At 69.1% G+C, this 13,609-nt stretch carries 15 protein-coding genes; 8 read left to right on the top strand and 7 right to left on the bottom strand.

Features of this window, described 5'->3' with window-relative positions:
• Positions 1-59 precede the first annotated feature (59 nt).
• On the top strand, positions 60-1,991 hold the full coding sequence (locus tag QRN63_RS01685) for an MMPL family transporter (protein ID WP_502888079.1): 1,932 nt from the start codon (positions 60-62) through the stop codon (positions 1,989-1,991).
• Here the strand turns inward: QRN63_RS01685 and QRN63_RS01680 are convergent.
• Complete coding sequence (locus tag QRN63_RS01680; RefSeq protein ID WP_285029667.1) at positions 1,988-2,590, bottom strand: PaaI family thioesterase; 603 nt, start codon at positions 2,588-2,590, stop codon at positions 1,988-1,990. The genes QRN63_RS01685 and QRN63_RS01680 overlap by 4 nt on opposite strands.
• 71 nt (positions 2,591-2,661) lie before the next feature.
• Positions 2,662-3,951, bottom strand: a complete 1,290-nt coding sequence (locus QRN63_RS01675; RefSeq protein ID WP_267318636.1) for an adenylosuccinate synthase — start codon at positions 3,949-3,951, stop codon at positions 2,662-2,664.
• Between the two features lie 81 nt (positions 3,952-4,032).
• On the opposite strand from QRN63_RS01675, the gene QRN63_RS01670 reads away from it, so the two are divergent.
• The 3 genes from QRN63_RS01670 to QRN63_RS01660 are packed head-to-tail and all read left to right on the top strand — an operon-like array spanning position 4,033 to position 6,411.
• Positions 4,033-4,680, top strand: a complete 648-nt coding sequence (locus QRN63_RS01670; protein WP_285028949.1) for a peptidase M50 — start codon at positions 4,033-4,035, stop codon at positions 4,678-4,680.
• Between the two features lie 9 nt (positions 4,681-4,689).
• Complete coding sequence (locus QRN63_RS01665) at positions 4,690-5,463, top strand: site-2 protease family protein (RefSeq protein WP_267318634.1); 774 nt, start codon at positions 4,690-4,692, stop codon at positions 5,461-5,463.
• Between the two features lie 57 nt (positions 5,464-5,520).
• The gene (locus tag QRN63_RS01660) at positions 5,521-6,411 is read left to right on the top strand and encodes a cation diffusion facilitator family transporter (protein ID WP_285028948.1); all 891 of its coding nucleotides are present in this window, start codon (positions 5,521-5,523) and stop codon (positions 6,409-6,411) included.
• Here the strand turns inward: QRN63_RS01660 and QRN63_RS01655 are convergent.
• Entirely contained in the window at positions 6,408-6,821 is a 414-nt protein-coding gene (locus tag QRN63_RS01655) for a DUF3151 domain-containing protein (RefSeq protein WP_267318632.1), read from the bottom strand. The two genes, QRN63_RS01660 and QRN63_RS01655, sit on opposite strands and share 4 nt — an antisense overlap.
• 135 nt (positions 6,822-6,956) lie before the next feature.
• Between QRN63_RS01655 and QRN63_RS29710 the strand changes: the two genes are divergently transcribed.
• A complete protein-coding gene (locus QRN63_RS29710) occupies positions 6,957-7,394 on the top strand; it encodes a hypothetical protein (RefSeq protein ID WP_502888064.1) in 438 nt (145 codons plus the stop codon).
• A gap of 21 nt (positions 7,395-7,415) precedes the next feature.
• Here the strand turns inward: QRN63_RS29710 and fbaA are convergent, their stop codons facing one another.
• Together fbaA and QRN63_RS01640 are read right to left on the bottom strand one after the other, a co-directional pair.
• On the bottom strand, positions 7,416-8,462 hold the full coding sequence (fbaA, locus tag QRN63_RS01645) for a class II fructose-bisphosphate aldolase (protein WP_285028947.1): 1,047 nt from the start codon (positions 8,460-8,462) through the stop codon (positions 7,416-7,418).
• 81 nt (positions 8,463-8,543) lie between these two features.
• Positions 8,544-9,557 (bottom strand): alcohol dehydrogenase catalytic domain-containing protein, encoded by a 1,014-nt coding sequence (locus QRN63_RS01640; RefSeq protein ID WP_267318630.1) that lies wholly within the window; start codon positions 9,555-9,557, stop codon positions 8,544-8,546.
• A gap of 64 nt (positions 9,558-9,621) precedes the next feature.
• Here QRN63_RS01640 and QRN63_RS01635 point away from each other — a divergent pair, with 64 nt between their 5' ends.
• Positions 9,622-10,284 carry a VTT domain-containing protein gene (locus QRN63_RS01635; protein WP_267318629.1) on the top strand — a complete coding sequence of 221 codons (663 nt, stop codon included), beginning with the start codon at positions 9,622-9,624 and terminating at the stop codon, positions 10,282-10,284.
• Positions 10,285-10,293: 9 nt separating this feature from the next.
• On the opposite strand, the gene QRN63_RS01630 is transcribed toward QRN63_RS01635, so the two are convergent.
• Both QRN63_RS01630 and QRN63_RS01625 read right to left on the bottom strand, forming a co-directional pair.
• On the bottom strand, positions 10,294-11,193 hold the full coding sequence (locus QRN63_RS01630; protein WP_267318628.1) for an LLM class F420-dependent oxidoreductase: 900 nt from the start codon (positions 11,191-11,193) through the stop codon (positions 10,294-10,296).
• Between the two features lie 42 nt (positions 11,194-11,235).
• Complete coding sequence (locus QRN63_RS01625) at positions 11,236-11,991, bottom strand: IclR family transcriptional regulator (protein ID WP_267318627.1); 756 nt, start codon at positions 11,989-11,991, stop codon at positions 11,236-11,238.
• A gap of 148 nt (positions 11,992-12,139) precedes the next feature.
• On the opposite strand from QRN63_RS01625, the gene QRN63_RS01620 reads away from it, so the two are divergent.
• Together QRN63_RS01620 and QRN63_RS01615 are read left to right on the top strand one after the other, a co-directional pair.
• On the top strand, positions 12,140-12,934 hold the full coding sequence (locus QRN63_RS01620) for a CoA transferase subunit A (RefSeq protein ID WP_285028946.1): 795 nt from the start codon (positions 12,140-12,142) through the stop codon (positions 12,932-12,934).
• Positions 12,931-13,575, top strand: coding sequence for a 3-oxoacid CoA-transferase subunit B (locus QRN63_RS01615; RefSeq protein ID WP_285028945.1), 645 nt, complete (start codon positions 12,931-12,933; stop codon positions 13,573-13,575). The genes QRN63_RS01620 and QRN63_RS01615 overlap by 4 nt, the downstream gene beginning before the upstream one ends.
• Positions 13,576-13,609: the final 34 nt, after the last annotated feature.

Raw genomic sequence — 13,609 nt, 5'->3', positions numbered from 1 at the left:
TCTGAAATATTCTCCGGGTGTCCACTCGAGTCGCCTGGGCAGTGGCCCTGATCGTCCTGATGCTCTCCGGCGCAGCCATGGCGCTGCTCGGCGCCGGGGATTCGTCGTCGCAGTCGCCGGTGGTCGTGCCGGCCGGCGCGGAATCCGCCCGCGCCGACGCCCTGCGCACGCAATTCCCCGGCGGCGGGACCGCGCCGGCGATCATCGTCGTCACCCGCACGGACGACGCGCCCTTGACCCCGGCCGATATCACCGCCGCCGGCGCGGGCGCCCGGGTATCCGACGACGGCAAGGCCGCGGTGCGGGTGGCGCCGCTGGCTGCCGACCTGTCCGGCTTCGCTCTCCGCGACGCGGTCCAGGAACTGCGGTCGCAGGTATCGGCGTCGATGCCCGACGGCTTACGGGCTCAGGTCACCGGCGGCCCCGCGTTCGGCGCCGACATCGCCAATTCCTTTGCCGGAGCCAACTTCACGCTTCTCGCGGTGACTGCCACCGTCGTGGCGCTGCTGCTGATCGTCACGTACCGCTCCCCCATCCTCTGGCTGATCCCGCTGCTGGTGATCGGCTTCGCAGATCAGGTGGGCGCGGTCGTCGGCACCGCGGTGGCCGCCGCAACGGGGCTGAGCCCGGACGGTTCGACTACGGGCATCACCAGCGTGCTGGTATTCGGCGCGGGTACCAACTATGCGCTGCTGCTCATTTCGCGCTACCGCGAGGAACTATCCCGGCGCGGCGACCACCGGGACGCCCTGCGAGTGGCCTGGCGCGCCGCGGCACCGGCGATCATCGCCAGCAACGCCACCGTCGTCCTGGCGCTGCTGACGCTGCTGCTCGCCTCGGCGCCGAGCAACCGCAGTCTCGGGGTGCAGGCCGCGTCCGGCCTGGTGGTCGCCGCGGTGTTCGTCCTGTTGGTCCTGCCACCGCTGCTCGGGTTGTTCGGCCGCCGGCTGTTCTGGCCCTTCATCCCCGAAACCGGATCGCACACCATGCCGCTCACCGAAAGCGGTGTCTGGCACCGCGTCGCGGCGGGTGTGTCCAGCAGGCCGGGCCGCGTCGCCACGGTGGCGCTGGCCGGCTTGGCCGCACTGTGTGTGGGGCTGGTGAATCTGCCCGTCGGGCTGTCCCAGACCCAGCAGTTCCGGGTGCAGGCCGAGTCCGTCGCCGGCTACGACACCCTGGCCGCACACTTCCCGAGCGGCCTGACCAACCCGACCACCGTCATCGCGTCCGTCCCCGCGGTGGGCGAAGCCATCACCCGCACGCCCGGCGTGGTGTCGGTGACCCCGGCCGGGCGCTCGGCGTCGGGCCTGACGCAGTGGTCGGTGGTCCTGGCAGCCGCACCGGCGTCGCCGGCGGCATTCAAAACCATTGACGCCCTTCGGGATTCAGCGCACCAGCTCGACGCCGGCGCCGTGGTCGGCGGCCCGGACGCGCAGGCCCGCGATGCCGCGGAAGCAGCTCAGCACGACCGGAAGATCGTCATCCCGGCCATCCTGCTGGTGGTCCTGGCCGTCCTCTACGTCCTGCTGCGCTCGGCCCTGGCACCACTGATCCTGGTCGCCGTGACGGTGCTCAGCGCGTTGGCCGCGCTCGGCGTCGGCGGCTGGGCCAGCGTGCACCTGTTCGGTTTTCCCGCACTGGACAACGGGACCCCGCTGTTCGCGTTCCTGTTCCTCGTCGCGCTCGGCGTCGACTACACGATCTTCCTGGTGACCCGCGCCCGCGAAGAGACCCCGGAGTTCGGCAACCGGCAGGGCATCGTGCGGGCCGTCTCGGCGACGGGCGCCGTGATCACCAGCGCCGGCATCGTGCTGGCGGCGGTGTTCTGCGTGCTCGGCGTGCTGCCGCTGATCGTGCTGACGCAGCTGGGCATCATCGTCGGCCTCGGCATCCTGCTGGACACCTTCGTGGTGCGGACCGTCATCATCCCGGCGCTGTTCACCCTGATCGGCCCACGCATCTGGTGGCCCGCGCTACGCGCCGAGCCTTAAGGCTGGCCGGGCAGCAGGCTGACCATCAGGCCGTTGGCCTCGGCCAGCAGATTGCCCTCGGGGTCGAACAGCTCGGCCGCGACGAACGTCTTACGGCCGGCGACCTCGGTGACGTGCGCCTTGGCGGTCAGCACCGTGTCGATCGGGGTGACCTTGCGGTAATCGACGTGCAGATACGCCGTGCGGCTCATCGGCCGGTTGACGGCGTGGATCAGCATCCCGAAGGCCTGGTCGAACAGCAGCGGCAGCACCCCGCCGTGGACGGCGTAGTTGCCGCCCACGTGGTACCGGCTGAACTCGACCTCCATCTCGACGCCCTCGGGCGAGAACTTCGTGACGGTCCACGGCGGCATCAGCAGACTGCCGGCACCCGGCAGCGACGGCACCCGGATGGCCGGGCCGACGCCTTCGGCCGCCTCGAACGGAGCCAGCAGCTTGACCAGTTCCTCGACGCGGTCGGCGGCGTCGTCCCAGGTGTCGCTGTCCGGGTTGGCCGAGACCGCCAGATCCTGCAGCCGCCTCATGCCCTCGAGGAAACGGCCGAACCCCGGGCCGGGGTCGGCAACCTCGAATCGTGGGAAGCCGCCGTGCTGGTCGATGAAGCCTTCGACTTTCCCCGTCGCTTCGCTCGCCCCTGGGGTTTTCCCCGTCGCTTCGCTCGCCCCTTGGGTCACCCGAGGATGTCCCGGCGCACGATCGTCTGGTCCCGGCCGGGACCGACGCCGATGCACGACACGTGTGCCCCGGACAGCTCCTCCAGCCGCAGCACGTAGTCCTGCGCCTTGGCCGGTAGGTCGGAGAACTCGCGGGCCCCGGAGATGTCCTCCCACCAGCCCGGCAGTTCTTCATAGATCGGCTCGGCACGGGCGATGTCGGCTTGCGTCATCGGCATCTCGTCGGTGCGCTTGCCGTCGACGGTGTAGCCGACACAGATCGGCACCGTCTCCAGGCTGGACAGCACGTCGAGCTTGGTCAGGAAGTAGTCGGTGATGCCGTTGACGCGGGTCGCGTACCGGGCGATGACGGCGTCGAACCAGCCGCAGCGCCGGGCCCGGCCCGTGGTCACCCCGACCTCGCCGCCCGTCTTGGACAGGTAGGCGCCGTACTCGTCGAACAGCTCCGTCGGGAACGGGCCCGAACCCACGCGGGTCGTGTACGCCTTCAGGATGCCCAGCACCGTGGTGATGCGGGTGGGGCCGATGCCCGAACCGACGGCCGCGCCGCCCGCCGTCGGATTGGACGACGTCACGAACGGGTAGGTGCCGTGGTCGACGTCCAGCAGGGTGCCCTGCGAGCCCTCCAGCAGCACGGTCTCGCCGCGCTCGAGCGCCTGGTTGAGCAGCAGCCGGGCGTCGGCGATGCGGTGCTTGAAGCCCTCGGCCTGCTGCAGCAGGCTCTCGACGACCTCAGCTGGGTCGAGCGCCTTGCGGTTGTAGATCTTGACGAGGACCTGGTTCTTGAATTCCAGAGCCGCCTCGACCTTGTTGGCCAGCTGCTCCTCGTCCAGCACGTCGGCTACCCGGATACCGATGCGCGCGATCTTGTCCTGGTAGCAGGGACCGATGCCGCGACCGGTGGTGCCGATCTTCTTGCTGCCCGCGTACCGCTCGGTGACCTTGTCGATGGCCACGTGGTACGGCATGAGCAGGTGCGCGTCAGCCGAGATCATGAGCTTCGAGGTGTCCACACCGCGGTCCTCGAGCCCGGAGAGCTCACTGAGCAGCACACCAGGGTCGACCACGACACCGTTGCCGATGACGTTGGTGACCCCGGGTGTCAGGATGCCCGACGGGATGAGGTGGAGAGCGAAGTTCTCCCCCGTGGGCAGTACCACCGTGTGCCCGGCGTTGTTGCCGCCTTGGTAGCGGACCACCCATTGCACACGTCCACCGAGTAGGTCGGTGGCCTTACCTTTGCCCTCGTCACCCCATTGGGCCCCGATGAGCACGATTGCCGGCATCGTTTTGCCTCCCGCATTACCTGCCTGAATACAGTGGCAGCCGGTGAGCAACCTTATCCCAGGTGAACGGAAGGAATGGCCTTGACCGCCAGAGAGGTGTCCGGCAGCGTTCCCGGGGCAGTCGTGGTGCTGGTCTTCGGCGGCCGGCGGACACCCCGCGCACTGGCGGATCTGACGGCCCTCCCGGTGCCCCCGGACGGTGCTCCGACGATCCCCGACGGCACGGTGCGGGCCATCGTCGTCGGCGACTACGCCGACCTGTCGGCCACCCTGGCCCGGCTGCTCCGCGACGACCGGCTCGACGTCGAGGTCGGCTTCGTCCCACCCCTGACGCGGGGCGGACTGGGTGCCGCACGGCGCGCCAGAGACGGTGTCGCCCAACGTGTTCCGCTCATCCGCGATGAGACCGGCGCAGTGATCGTCCGCTCGGCGCGCTGGTTGCCGTCGGGCGGTGACGCCATCACCGGTGAGGCCGTCGTCGACGACACGGTGCTGTTCGACGGCGAGTCGGCGGGCGTCGTGATCGAGCCCCTGCCCGACATGCCGGGGCTGCGCGCCCGGGCCCTCGGGGCCGGGCCTTCGGGACCGGGACGGGGCTGGGTCGCCGGCCGCGCCGCGCAACTCGGCAGCACCGGGGCTCTGGTTGAGCGCGACGGCGTGGCGGCCGCCCGTCCGGCGCGCCGGTCGGCGTTCTACCGCCACATCCAGGGTTGGCTGCGGGTCGGCTAGTTTGCAGTCATGACCATGCCAGTGCGGCGCGCAGTCCGTCCCAGCCCCGTCTTCTGGGCGATCGTGGCCCTGACCGTCGCCGGCGGCGCCCTGGCCTGGTACTGCGGCGCCGAGGTGCGACCGCTGGCCTACGCCGGCGTCTTCGTGTTCGTCATCGCGGGCTGGACGGTCTCGCTGTGCCTGCACGAATTCGGCCACGCCTACACCGCGTGGCGGTTCGGTGACCGCGACGTCGAACTGCGCGGCTATCTGACCCTGAACCCCGCGAAGTACGCCAGCCCGCTGCTGTCGCTGGGCCTGCCGGCGCTGTTCATCGCTCTCGGCGGCATCGGCCTGCCCGGCGGCGCGGTGTACGTGCGCACCGAGTACATGACACCGCGGCAGCGCACCCTGGTCAGCCTGGCCGGACCGTTCGCCAACCTGGTGCTCGCCGTCATCCTGCTGGTCGCCACCGCGGTGCTGTTCGACAACGACCATCCGGTGTTCTGGGCAGGGCTGGCCTTCCTTGGGTTCCTGCAGGTGACGGCACTGTTCTTGAACCTGCTGCCCATCCCCGGCCTGGACGGCTACGGCGCGCTGGAGCCGCACCTGAGCGCCGACACCCAGCGCGCACTGCTGCCCGCGCGGCAGTGGGGCTTCCTGATCCTGATGCTGCTGCTGATCGTCCCCGAGCTGAACCGGTTGTTCTTCAACGTCGTTTATTCCGCCGTCAGCCTGACCGGCGTGCCGCCGCGGCTGGCGATGATCGGCAGCGCGCTGACGCGCTTCTGGTCCGCCTGGTAGCACCCCCGCGAGGCGTAGGCCTTGCGACATATGCGTAGTTCTGCATATATTGCAGACATGGGTGCCGGACACGATCACAACCATGGTTCGAACGCACGCGCCAGCCGCATGATCATCGCCGCAGCCGTACTCAGCGTCTTCTTCGTCATCGAGCTGACCACCGCGCTGCTGATCAACTCGATCGCGCTGCTGGCCGACGCCGGCCACATGCTGACCGACCTCGTCGCGATGTTCATGGGCCTGGGCGCCGTCCTGCTCGCCCGCCGCGGGTCGACGTCTGCCGCCCGCACCTACGGCTGGCACCGCGCCGAAGTCTTCACCGCGGTCGCCAACGCCGCCCTACTGATGGGCGTCGCGGCATTCATCCTCTACGAGGCCGTCGAGCGTCTCGGCAACGCGCCGGAGATCCCCGGGGTGCCGATGATCGTCGTCGCCCTCGCCGGACTGCTCGCCAACCTGGTCGTGGTGCTGCTGCTGCGCTCCGACGCCGACAGCAGCCTCGCCGTCAAGGGCGCCTACATGGAGGTCGTCGCCGACACCGTCGGCAGCTTCGGCGTCCTGATCGCGGGCATCGTCACCGTCACCACCAGCTGGCCGTACGCCGACGTCGTCGTCGCCGTCCTGGTCGCGCTGTGGGTGCTGCCCCGGGCCATCGCGCTGGCCCGCGCCGCGCTGCGCATCCTGTCCGAGTCCTCCCCCAGCCACATCGACGTCGATGAACTGCGCGCCGCCCTGTCCGCCGTCGACGGCGTCACCGATGTACACGACCTGCACGTGTGGACCCTGGTCCCCGGCAAGGACATGGCCACCGCGCACCTCACCTCGGCGGCAGACTCGGCGCGCGTCCTCGAGTCGGCACGCGCCGTCCTGGCCGCCCGCGGACTCGACCACGCGACCGTCCAGGTGGAGCCGCCGGAAGCCGACGGCTGCCACTGCGAAGCGGACTAGAGACCCAGCTCGCCGCGGGCCGCGGGATCGCAGTCGTCGAGCAGATCCAGGCAGCGCAGGTGCTCGTCCTGCTCGCCGATGGAGTCCGCGGCCTTGGCCAGCACCGCCACGCAGCGCAGGAAACCCTGGTTCGGCTCGTGCGCGAACGGCACCGGGCCGAAGCCCTTCCAGCCGTTGCGGCGCAGCTGATCCAGGCCGCGGTGGTAGCCGGTACGGGCATAGGCGTAGGCGGTGATCGTCTGACCGTCGGCCAGCGCGGCCTCGGCCAGGGCGGCCCACGCGACGGAGGCCGTCGGATGCGCCGCAGCAACGTCGGTCGCAGATTTACCGGCGGCGAGAGCGTCCTCGGCCTCGAAGTTGGCAGGCAGCAACACCGGCTCCGGACCCAGCAGATCACCCATTCGCGTCATGGCCGCCATTGTGCCGTGCGGCCGCTCGCTGAGATCCCGCAGGCGGGAGATTAAGCTCCGGGTAGGACGTCGCGGCCTGCTGAAGGACGCATCGGCCCCAGTGCGCGATCTGATCTCGGGAGGACAGTCACCCCCATGTCGAACCCAGCCGCCATGTCGAACCCGACGGGACCGGACAGCCGTCGCGATGCCGATCAGCGCGCTGCCTCGACAGGCGATGACGCCGCGGCGGCAACCGAAATCTTCGAGCCCGCGGATCCGGCGACCGATCCGACCATCCCGGTTCGCCGCTTCACCGCGCCGTCGGGCTTCGACGGCAAGACGCAGATCATCGCGCCGCTGCCGGACCCGGAAACCGAGCTGATGCCGCCGGCCGCACCACAGCTGATCCCCGGCGACGTCAAGCCGCAGAAGGACCGGCGCAGCTGGGGCTGGGTCATCGCACTGGTGCTGGTGATCGCGGCCATCGCCGCCGTCGCGGTGCTGGGCACGGTGCTCCTGACGCGCGGCCATTCGGCCATGAACGCCGAATGGCCGGTCACGACACAGGAATTCGCGATTCCTACGGCATGACCGGCCAGTGGGCGGTGCTGTCTATTTACCCAGCCCCGCGGAGACGCTGCGGCCCGTGCTGTGCAGGTCGTTGCACGCTTCGATGACACGCTGGGTCATCGAAGCCTCGGCCTTCTTCAGGTAGCTGCGCGGGTCGTAGACCTTCTTATTCCCAACTTCCCCGTCGATCTTCAGGACACCGTCATAGTTGGTGAACATGTGCGCCGCCACCGGACGGGTGAACGCGTACTGAGTGTCGGTGTCGACGTTCATCTTCACGACGCCGTAGCGCAAGGAGTCCTCGATCTCGGACTTCAGTGAACCCGACCCACCGTGGAACACGAAGTCGAACGGCTTGGAACCAGCGGGCAGACCGAGCTTTGCGGCGGCCACCTTCTGTCCCTCGGCCAGTACCTCGGGCTTGAGCTTGACGTTGCCCGGCTTGTAGACACCGTGGACGTTGCCGAAGGTGGCGGCCAGCAGGTACTTGCCGTTCTCGCCCGAGCCCAGCGCGTCGATGGTCTTCTCGAAGTCCTCGGAGCTGGTGTACAGCTTCTCGTTGATCTCGGCTTCGACGCCGTCCTCTTCACCGCCGACGACGCCGATCTCGACCTCGAGGATGATGTTCGCGGCCGACGTCAGCTTCAGCAGCTCCTGTGCGATCTGCAGGTTCTCGTCGATCGGCACCGCGGAGCCGTCCCACATGTGCGACTGGAACAGCGGGTTCTCGCCGCGGGCGACGCGCTCGGCCGAGATGGCCAGCAGCGGCCGGACGAAACCGTCGAGCTTGTCCTTGGGGCAGTGGTCGGTGTGCAGCGCGACGGTGATGTCGTACTTGGCAGCGACGACGTGGGCGAACTCGGCCAGCGCGACGGCACCGGTGACCATGTCCTTGACGCCCAGGCCTGACGCGAATTCCGCACCGCCGGTGGAGAATTGGATGATGCCGTCGCTACCCGCATCGGCGAAACCCTTGATGGCGGCGTTGACGCTCTCCGAACCCACACAGTTGATCGCGGGGAACGCGAAGGAGTGTTCCTTGGCACGGGCCAGCATCTCCGCGTAGACCTCGGGCGTGGCGATGGGCATGTTTTTCCTCTCGGCGAACCTGCAGTCTGGGCCAGTATGTCAGTCACGCGTAGCTGAAGTGCGGCACCCGGGGACACCCGGTCAGACGGTCAAGACCATCCGGTAGCGCGCGTGGCCGCTGTTCATCCGCTCGAAAGCTTCGGCGGCCTGCGCGAGAGGTCGTTCCTCGATGACGGGCCGCACACCCGTCAGCGCGGCGAAGTGCAAGGTCTCCTCGATGTCGCGCGAGGTGCCCGACGGGTGCCCGGTGACCGAGAAGCCGCCGTTGATGAGATCGAGCGGGCTGATCGGCAGTGGCTCGGGCGTGACGCCGACCGTCACGAGTTGTCCCTCGGGCGCAAGCCCACCGACGGTGGCTGCCATCGCCGTCGAACTGGCGGCCGTCGCGAGCACGACCGTCGCCCCGCCGAGGCGCTGCAGTTCGGCGGCGACGTCCGCGGCGTTCGAATCGATGTAGTGATGGGCGCCGAGTTCCTTGGCGGCGGCCTCGCGCTCCGGCCCGCGAGCGATCGCGACGGTCTCGAAGCCCATCGCCCTGGAGAACTGCACGCCCAGGTGGCCGAGGCCACCGATCCCGATCACCGCGACCAGATCACCGGCTTTGGCGCGCGTCCTGCGCAAGCCGTTGAACGTCGTCACGCCGGCGCAGCCCATCGGGGCCGCCTCGGCGAACGAGAATCCCTCCGGGATTCGGGCCAGTGCCGTCGCGGGCGCCGTGACCGACTCGGCGTATCCGCCGGGATAGTGCCAGCTGGGCACCTCCATGCGAACGCACTGCATGAAATGCCCCTGGCGACATGGCACGCAGCGGTTGCAGTTGCCGCCGAACCAGCCCACCGCGACGCGATCACCGACGGCGAAGTCTTCGACGCCGTCGCCCAGTTCGGCGACGGTCCCGGCGATCTCGTGGCCGAGGGTCAGCGGCCACGAGAGTCCCGGGAAGTGCCCCGCGTGGAACTCCCGGTCGGTGCCGCAGACCCCGCACGCGGCTACCGCGATGCGGACGTGATCGCGCGGCGGCGAGACGGTGTCGACGTCCGCAAGTGCGAGCGGGCCGTCGGCCTGCGCTACGTGAACTGCCCTGTGAGTGGCCATGCGCCGACCCTATTGGCGATGTGCGGTTAAGGGAACAGTCAACAGACCCCGGTATGTTGACCCCATGATCAGCACCCTTTCGCTCATGCCGGACTTCATGGATCCGGTGAAGCTCATCGCCTATTTCGGCACGTGGGCATTGGTGGGGCTGCTGGTCGTCATCTTCGTCGAGTCGGGCGTGCTGTTCCCGATCCTGCCCGGCGACACCCTGCTGTTCGTCGCGGGCATGCTGGCCGCGGGCACTGCCGCCCAGGCCGAGGTCGCCGCCCAGGCCAACTTCAACATCTGGCTGCTGATGGTGACCATTCCCGTCGCCGCCATCCTCGGCGGGCAGGCCGGCTACCTCATCGGACGCTTCCTCGGCACCTCGATGTTCAAGCCCGACGCCCGCGTCCTCAAGCAGAAGTACCTCGACGAGGCGCACACCTTCTTCGAGGAACGCGGGCCGTTCGCGATCCTGCTGGCCCGCTTCGTGCCGATCGTGCGCACCCTGGCGCCCATCACCGCCGGTGCCGCCAAGATGGGCTACGCCGCCTTCACGCTCTACAACGTGATCGGCGCGATCGTGTGGGGCTGCGGCATCACGCTGCTGGGCTACTGGCTGGGGCAGTTCCCCATCGTCCAGAAGCTGCTCGAGCCGATCTTCATCCTGATCCTGGTCGCGTCCATCACGCCGATGATCTGGCACTGGTACCAGCGGCGTAAGGCTGCCGCGACGGAAGCCTGAGGCGCGCGGCTACAACCCCAGGGCGCCCGCCAGGTCACGCAGACCCGGCCGCGGGTCGGCGGTCGGATGTTCCGCGAGCACCTGCACCACGACGTGGTCGGCGCCGGCATCGAGGTGCGCCGTCACCTTGGCCGCGGCGTCTTCGACGCTGCCCATCCCGACCAGGGCGCGGGCCAGTCGCTCGGACCCGCCGCGGACCAGATCGCTCTCATCGAAGCCCTGGCGCAGCCACGAGTTCCGGTAGTTGGGCAGGCCGCTGTAGACGTTCAGGTGATCGTGGGCGCGGCGCAACTGGTCGGCGTCATCGCCACCGATCGCCACCGCCTGCTCGGAGACGATCCACTTGTCCGGTCCGAGGATGTCCCGCGTCGTCGCGGTGGCTGCCGGCAGGACCAGGTACGGATGCGCACCGTCGGCCTGGCTTCCCGACAGCTCGATCATCTTGGGGCCCAACGCCGCGAGCAGTCGCGGTGGTCGGCCGACACCGGGTTCGATGGCGTCCGGCACGGCGGCCATGCGCTCCAGGTAGCTGCGCATGGTGGCGAGCGGCTTTTCATAGGTGCCGCCCATCCCGCGCTCGACCAGCGGCCCGTGGCTGACGCCGAGGCCCAGCACGAACCGGCCCGGGTGCAGCGCGGTCAGCGTGCGCGCGCCGGCCTCGGCGGCCGACGGCAGGCGCACGTGGATGTTGGCGATGCCCGTGCCGACCACCAGCCGGTCGGTGGCCGCGAGGAACGCTGCCGACTCGGTGAGGCATTCCTTGCCGACGGTCTCGGGCAGGAACAGCGAGCCGTAGCCCATGGCTTCGATGTCGCGGGCCACTGCCTGCGCGTCCGGCATGGCCCAGCTGTCGCTGGCCCACCAGACGCCGATGCGGGACGGAAAGTCGATGCGCGCGCGTTCAGTCACCGTTCCACAATCGCCTACCGCTCCCCGCGCCGCGACGCGGGGTCACCCCTGCAGCCGGCCCGACAACTCGTGGGCCTGGTCGAGAAGGAGCCGCCCCAGTTCTCGTCGACGCCCGGCCCGGAATCGGGTCTCGACACCGGTGAGGCTCAAAGCCCAGCCGGGCAGGCCGCGCCGGTCGAACACCGCGGCCGCCATGCCCCAGCTGCCCTCGACCAGCAGTGCGGGGTTGACGGCGTAGCCGGCACGCCTGGTCTGCTCGATGCGCTTGCGGATGGCGGCTTCGGAATGCGCAGGCCCCCAATTGGTTTCGGGTTGCTCGCGGGAGAAGTACTCGTCGACCTCCGCGGCGGGCAGATGGCTGAGAATGGCGAGTCCCGCGCTGGCCACGCCGAGCGGAAACCGGATACCGACCTGCAGGACGTGCGAGCGCAGCGGGAAGCTGCCCTCCTCGCTGAGCACGCACACGGTCTGATCACCGCGGCGGGCGGAGAAGAACGCACTCTCGCCGGTCTCGCGGGCCAGTCTCGTCACGACGGCACGCGCCTGATCGGTCACGTCGTGGTGTTGGGCCGCGCCGACACCGAGCAGATACAGCTCGGGGCCGAGTGACCAGCGGCCGGTTTTCTGATCCCGGCTGACCAGATGTTCGTCGGCCAGCGCCGTGAGCAGCCGGTGCGCGGTGGGCCGGGCCAGGCCCGCCAGCTTCCCGAGTTCGGTGGTCGAGGCGCCGTCGGGTTCGGCGGTGGCCACGGCCCGCAGCATCGCCCCCACCCGAGCGACGACATTCGGACCGGTCATAACCACATCCTAGGCGTTCATTGAATGAACGCACATGACGTCGATGCTCATTCCGTGAACACTTTTGACCGGCTTTGAGCAGAGACTTGCCCTGTCAGCGGCGTGCCGTGAAGAGTGGGTCCCGCGTTTACTGGATGAACGGAGTGCCATGACATCGAAGGTGTACGCCTCGGCCGCCGAAGCGGTCGCCGACATCGGTGACGGCGCCACGCTGGCCGTCGGCGGATTCGGTTTGTGCGGCATCCCCGACCAACTCATCGACGCCATCGCCGCGTCGAGTGCCACCGACCTCGAGGTGTTCTCGAACAACTGCGGCGTCGACGGCGTCGGCCTCGGCGTGCTGCTCGGCCTCGGCAAGGTCCGCCGGGTCACCGCGTCGTACGTCGGGGAGAACAAGGAGTTCGCCCGTCAGTACCTGTCCGGCGAACTCGAGGTGGAACTCACCCCGCAGGGCACGCTGGCCGAGCGCATGCGCGCCGGTGGCGCCGGCATCCCGGCGTTCTACACCCCGGCCGGCGTCGGCACCCCGGTCTCCGACGGCGGTCTGCCGTGGCGCTACGCGGCCGACGGTTCCGTCGCGGTTGCCTCGCCCCCCAAGGAGATTCGCGAATTCCACGGCAAGCGCTACGTGCTCGAGGAGTCGATCAACGCCGACTTCGCGCTGGTGCACGCACTGCGCGCCGACACCGCGGGCAACCTGGTCTTCAACAAGACCGCGCGCAACTTCAACCCGCTGGCCGCGATGGCCGGCCGGATCACCATCGTCCAGGTCGAGGAGCTGGTGCAGCCCGGCGAGATCGACCCCGACGACGTTCACCTGGCAGGCGTGTTCGTGCAGCGCATCGTGCACACCGGGCCGCAGGACAAGCAGATCGAGAAGCGCACGGTCAGCGAGGAGCGCAGCGGATCGCGCATCAGCACCAGTGAGGAGTCCGTTAAATGACCGGCTGGAACCGTGACCAGATGGCTGCCCGCGCCGCGGCCGACATGATCGACGGCGAGTACGTCAACCTCGGCATCGGTCTGCCCACCCTGATCCCCGGCTTCCTGACGGGCGACGTGCACGTCACGCTGCACTCGGAGAACGGCATCCTGGGCACGGGCCCCTACCCCACCGAGGACAACGTCGACGCGGATCTCATCAACGCCGGCAAGGAAACCGTGACGGTGAATCCCGGTGCGGCATACTTCGATTCGTCGTTGTCATTCGGCATGATCCGCGGCGGCCACATCGACACGGCGGTGCTCGGCGGCATGGAGGTGTCGCGCACCGGCGACCTGGCCAACTGGATGGTGCCCGGCAAGATGGTCAAGGGCATGGGCGGCGCCATGGACCTGGTGCACGGCGCGTCGCGGGTCATCGTGCTGATGGAACACACCGACAAGGCCGGCAATCCCAAGATCGTCCCGGTCTGCACGCTGCCGCTGACCGGTCAGGGTGTCGTCGACCGGATCATCACCAACCTGGCCGTCATCGACGTGCCCGGCGACGGCACGCTGATCCTGCGCGAGACGGCCCCCGGTGTGAGCGTCGACGACGTCATCGCGGCGACCGGAGCCGAGCTGACGGTACAGCTCGACTAGGCAGTCAATTACGCCGTTCGGCTGATGTGTTGTG

This window comes from Mycolicibacterium sp. lyk4-40-TYG-92, from assembly GCF_030209435.1.
Lineage (GTDB): Bacteria > Actinomycetota > Actinomycetes > Mycobacteriales > Mycobacteriaceae > Mycobacterium.
The sequence above is the reverse complement of the archived record's forward strand: the minus strand, read 5'-3'. Positions and strand labels throughout refer to the sequence as shown.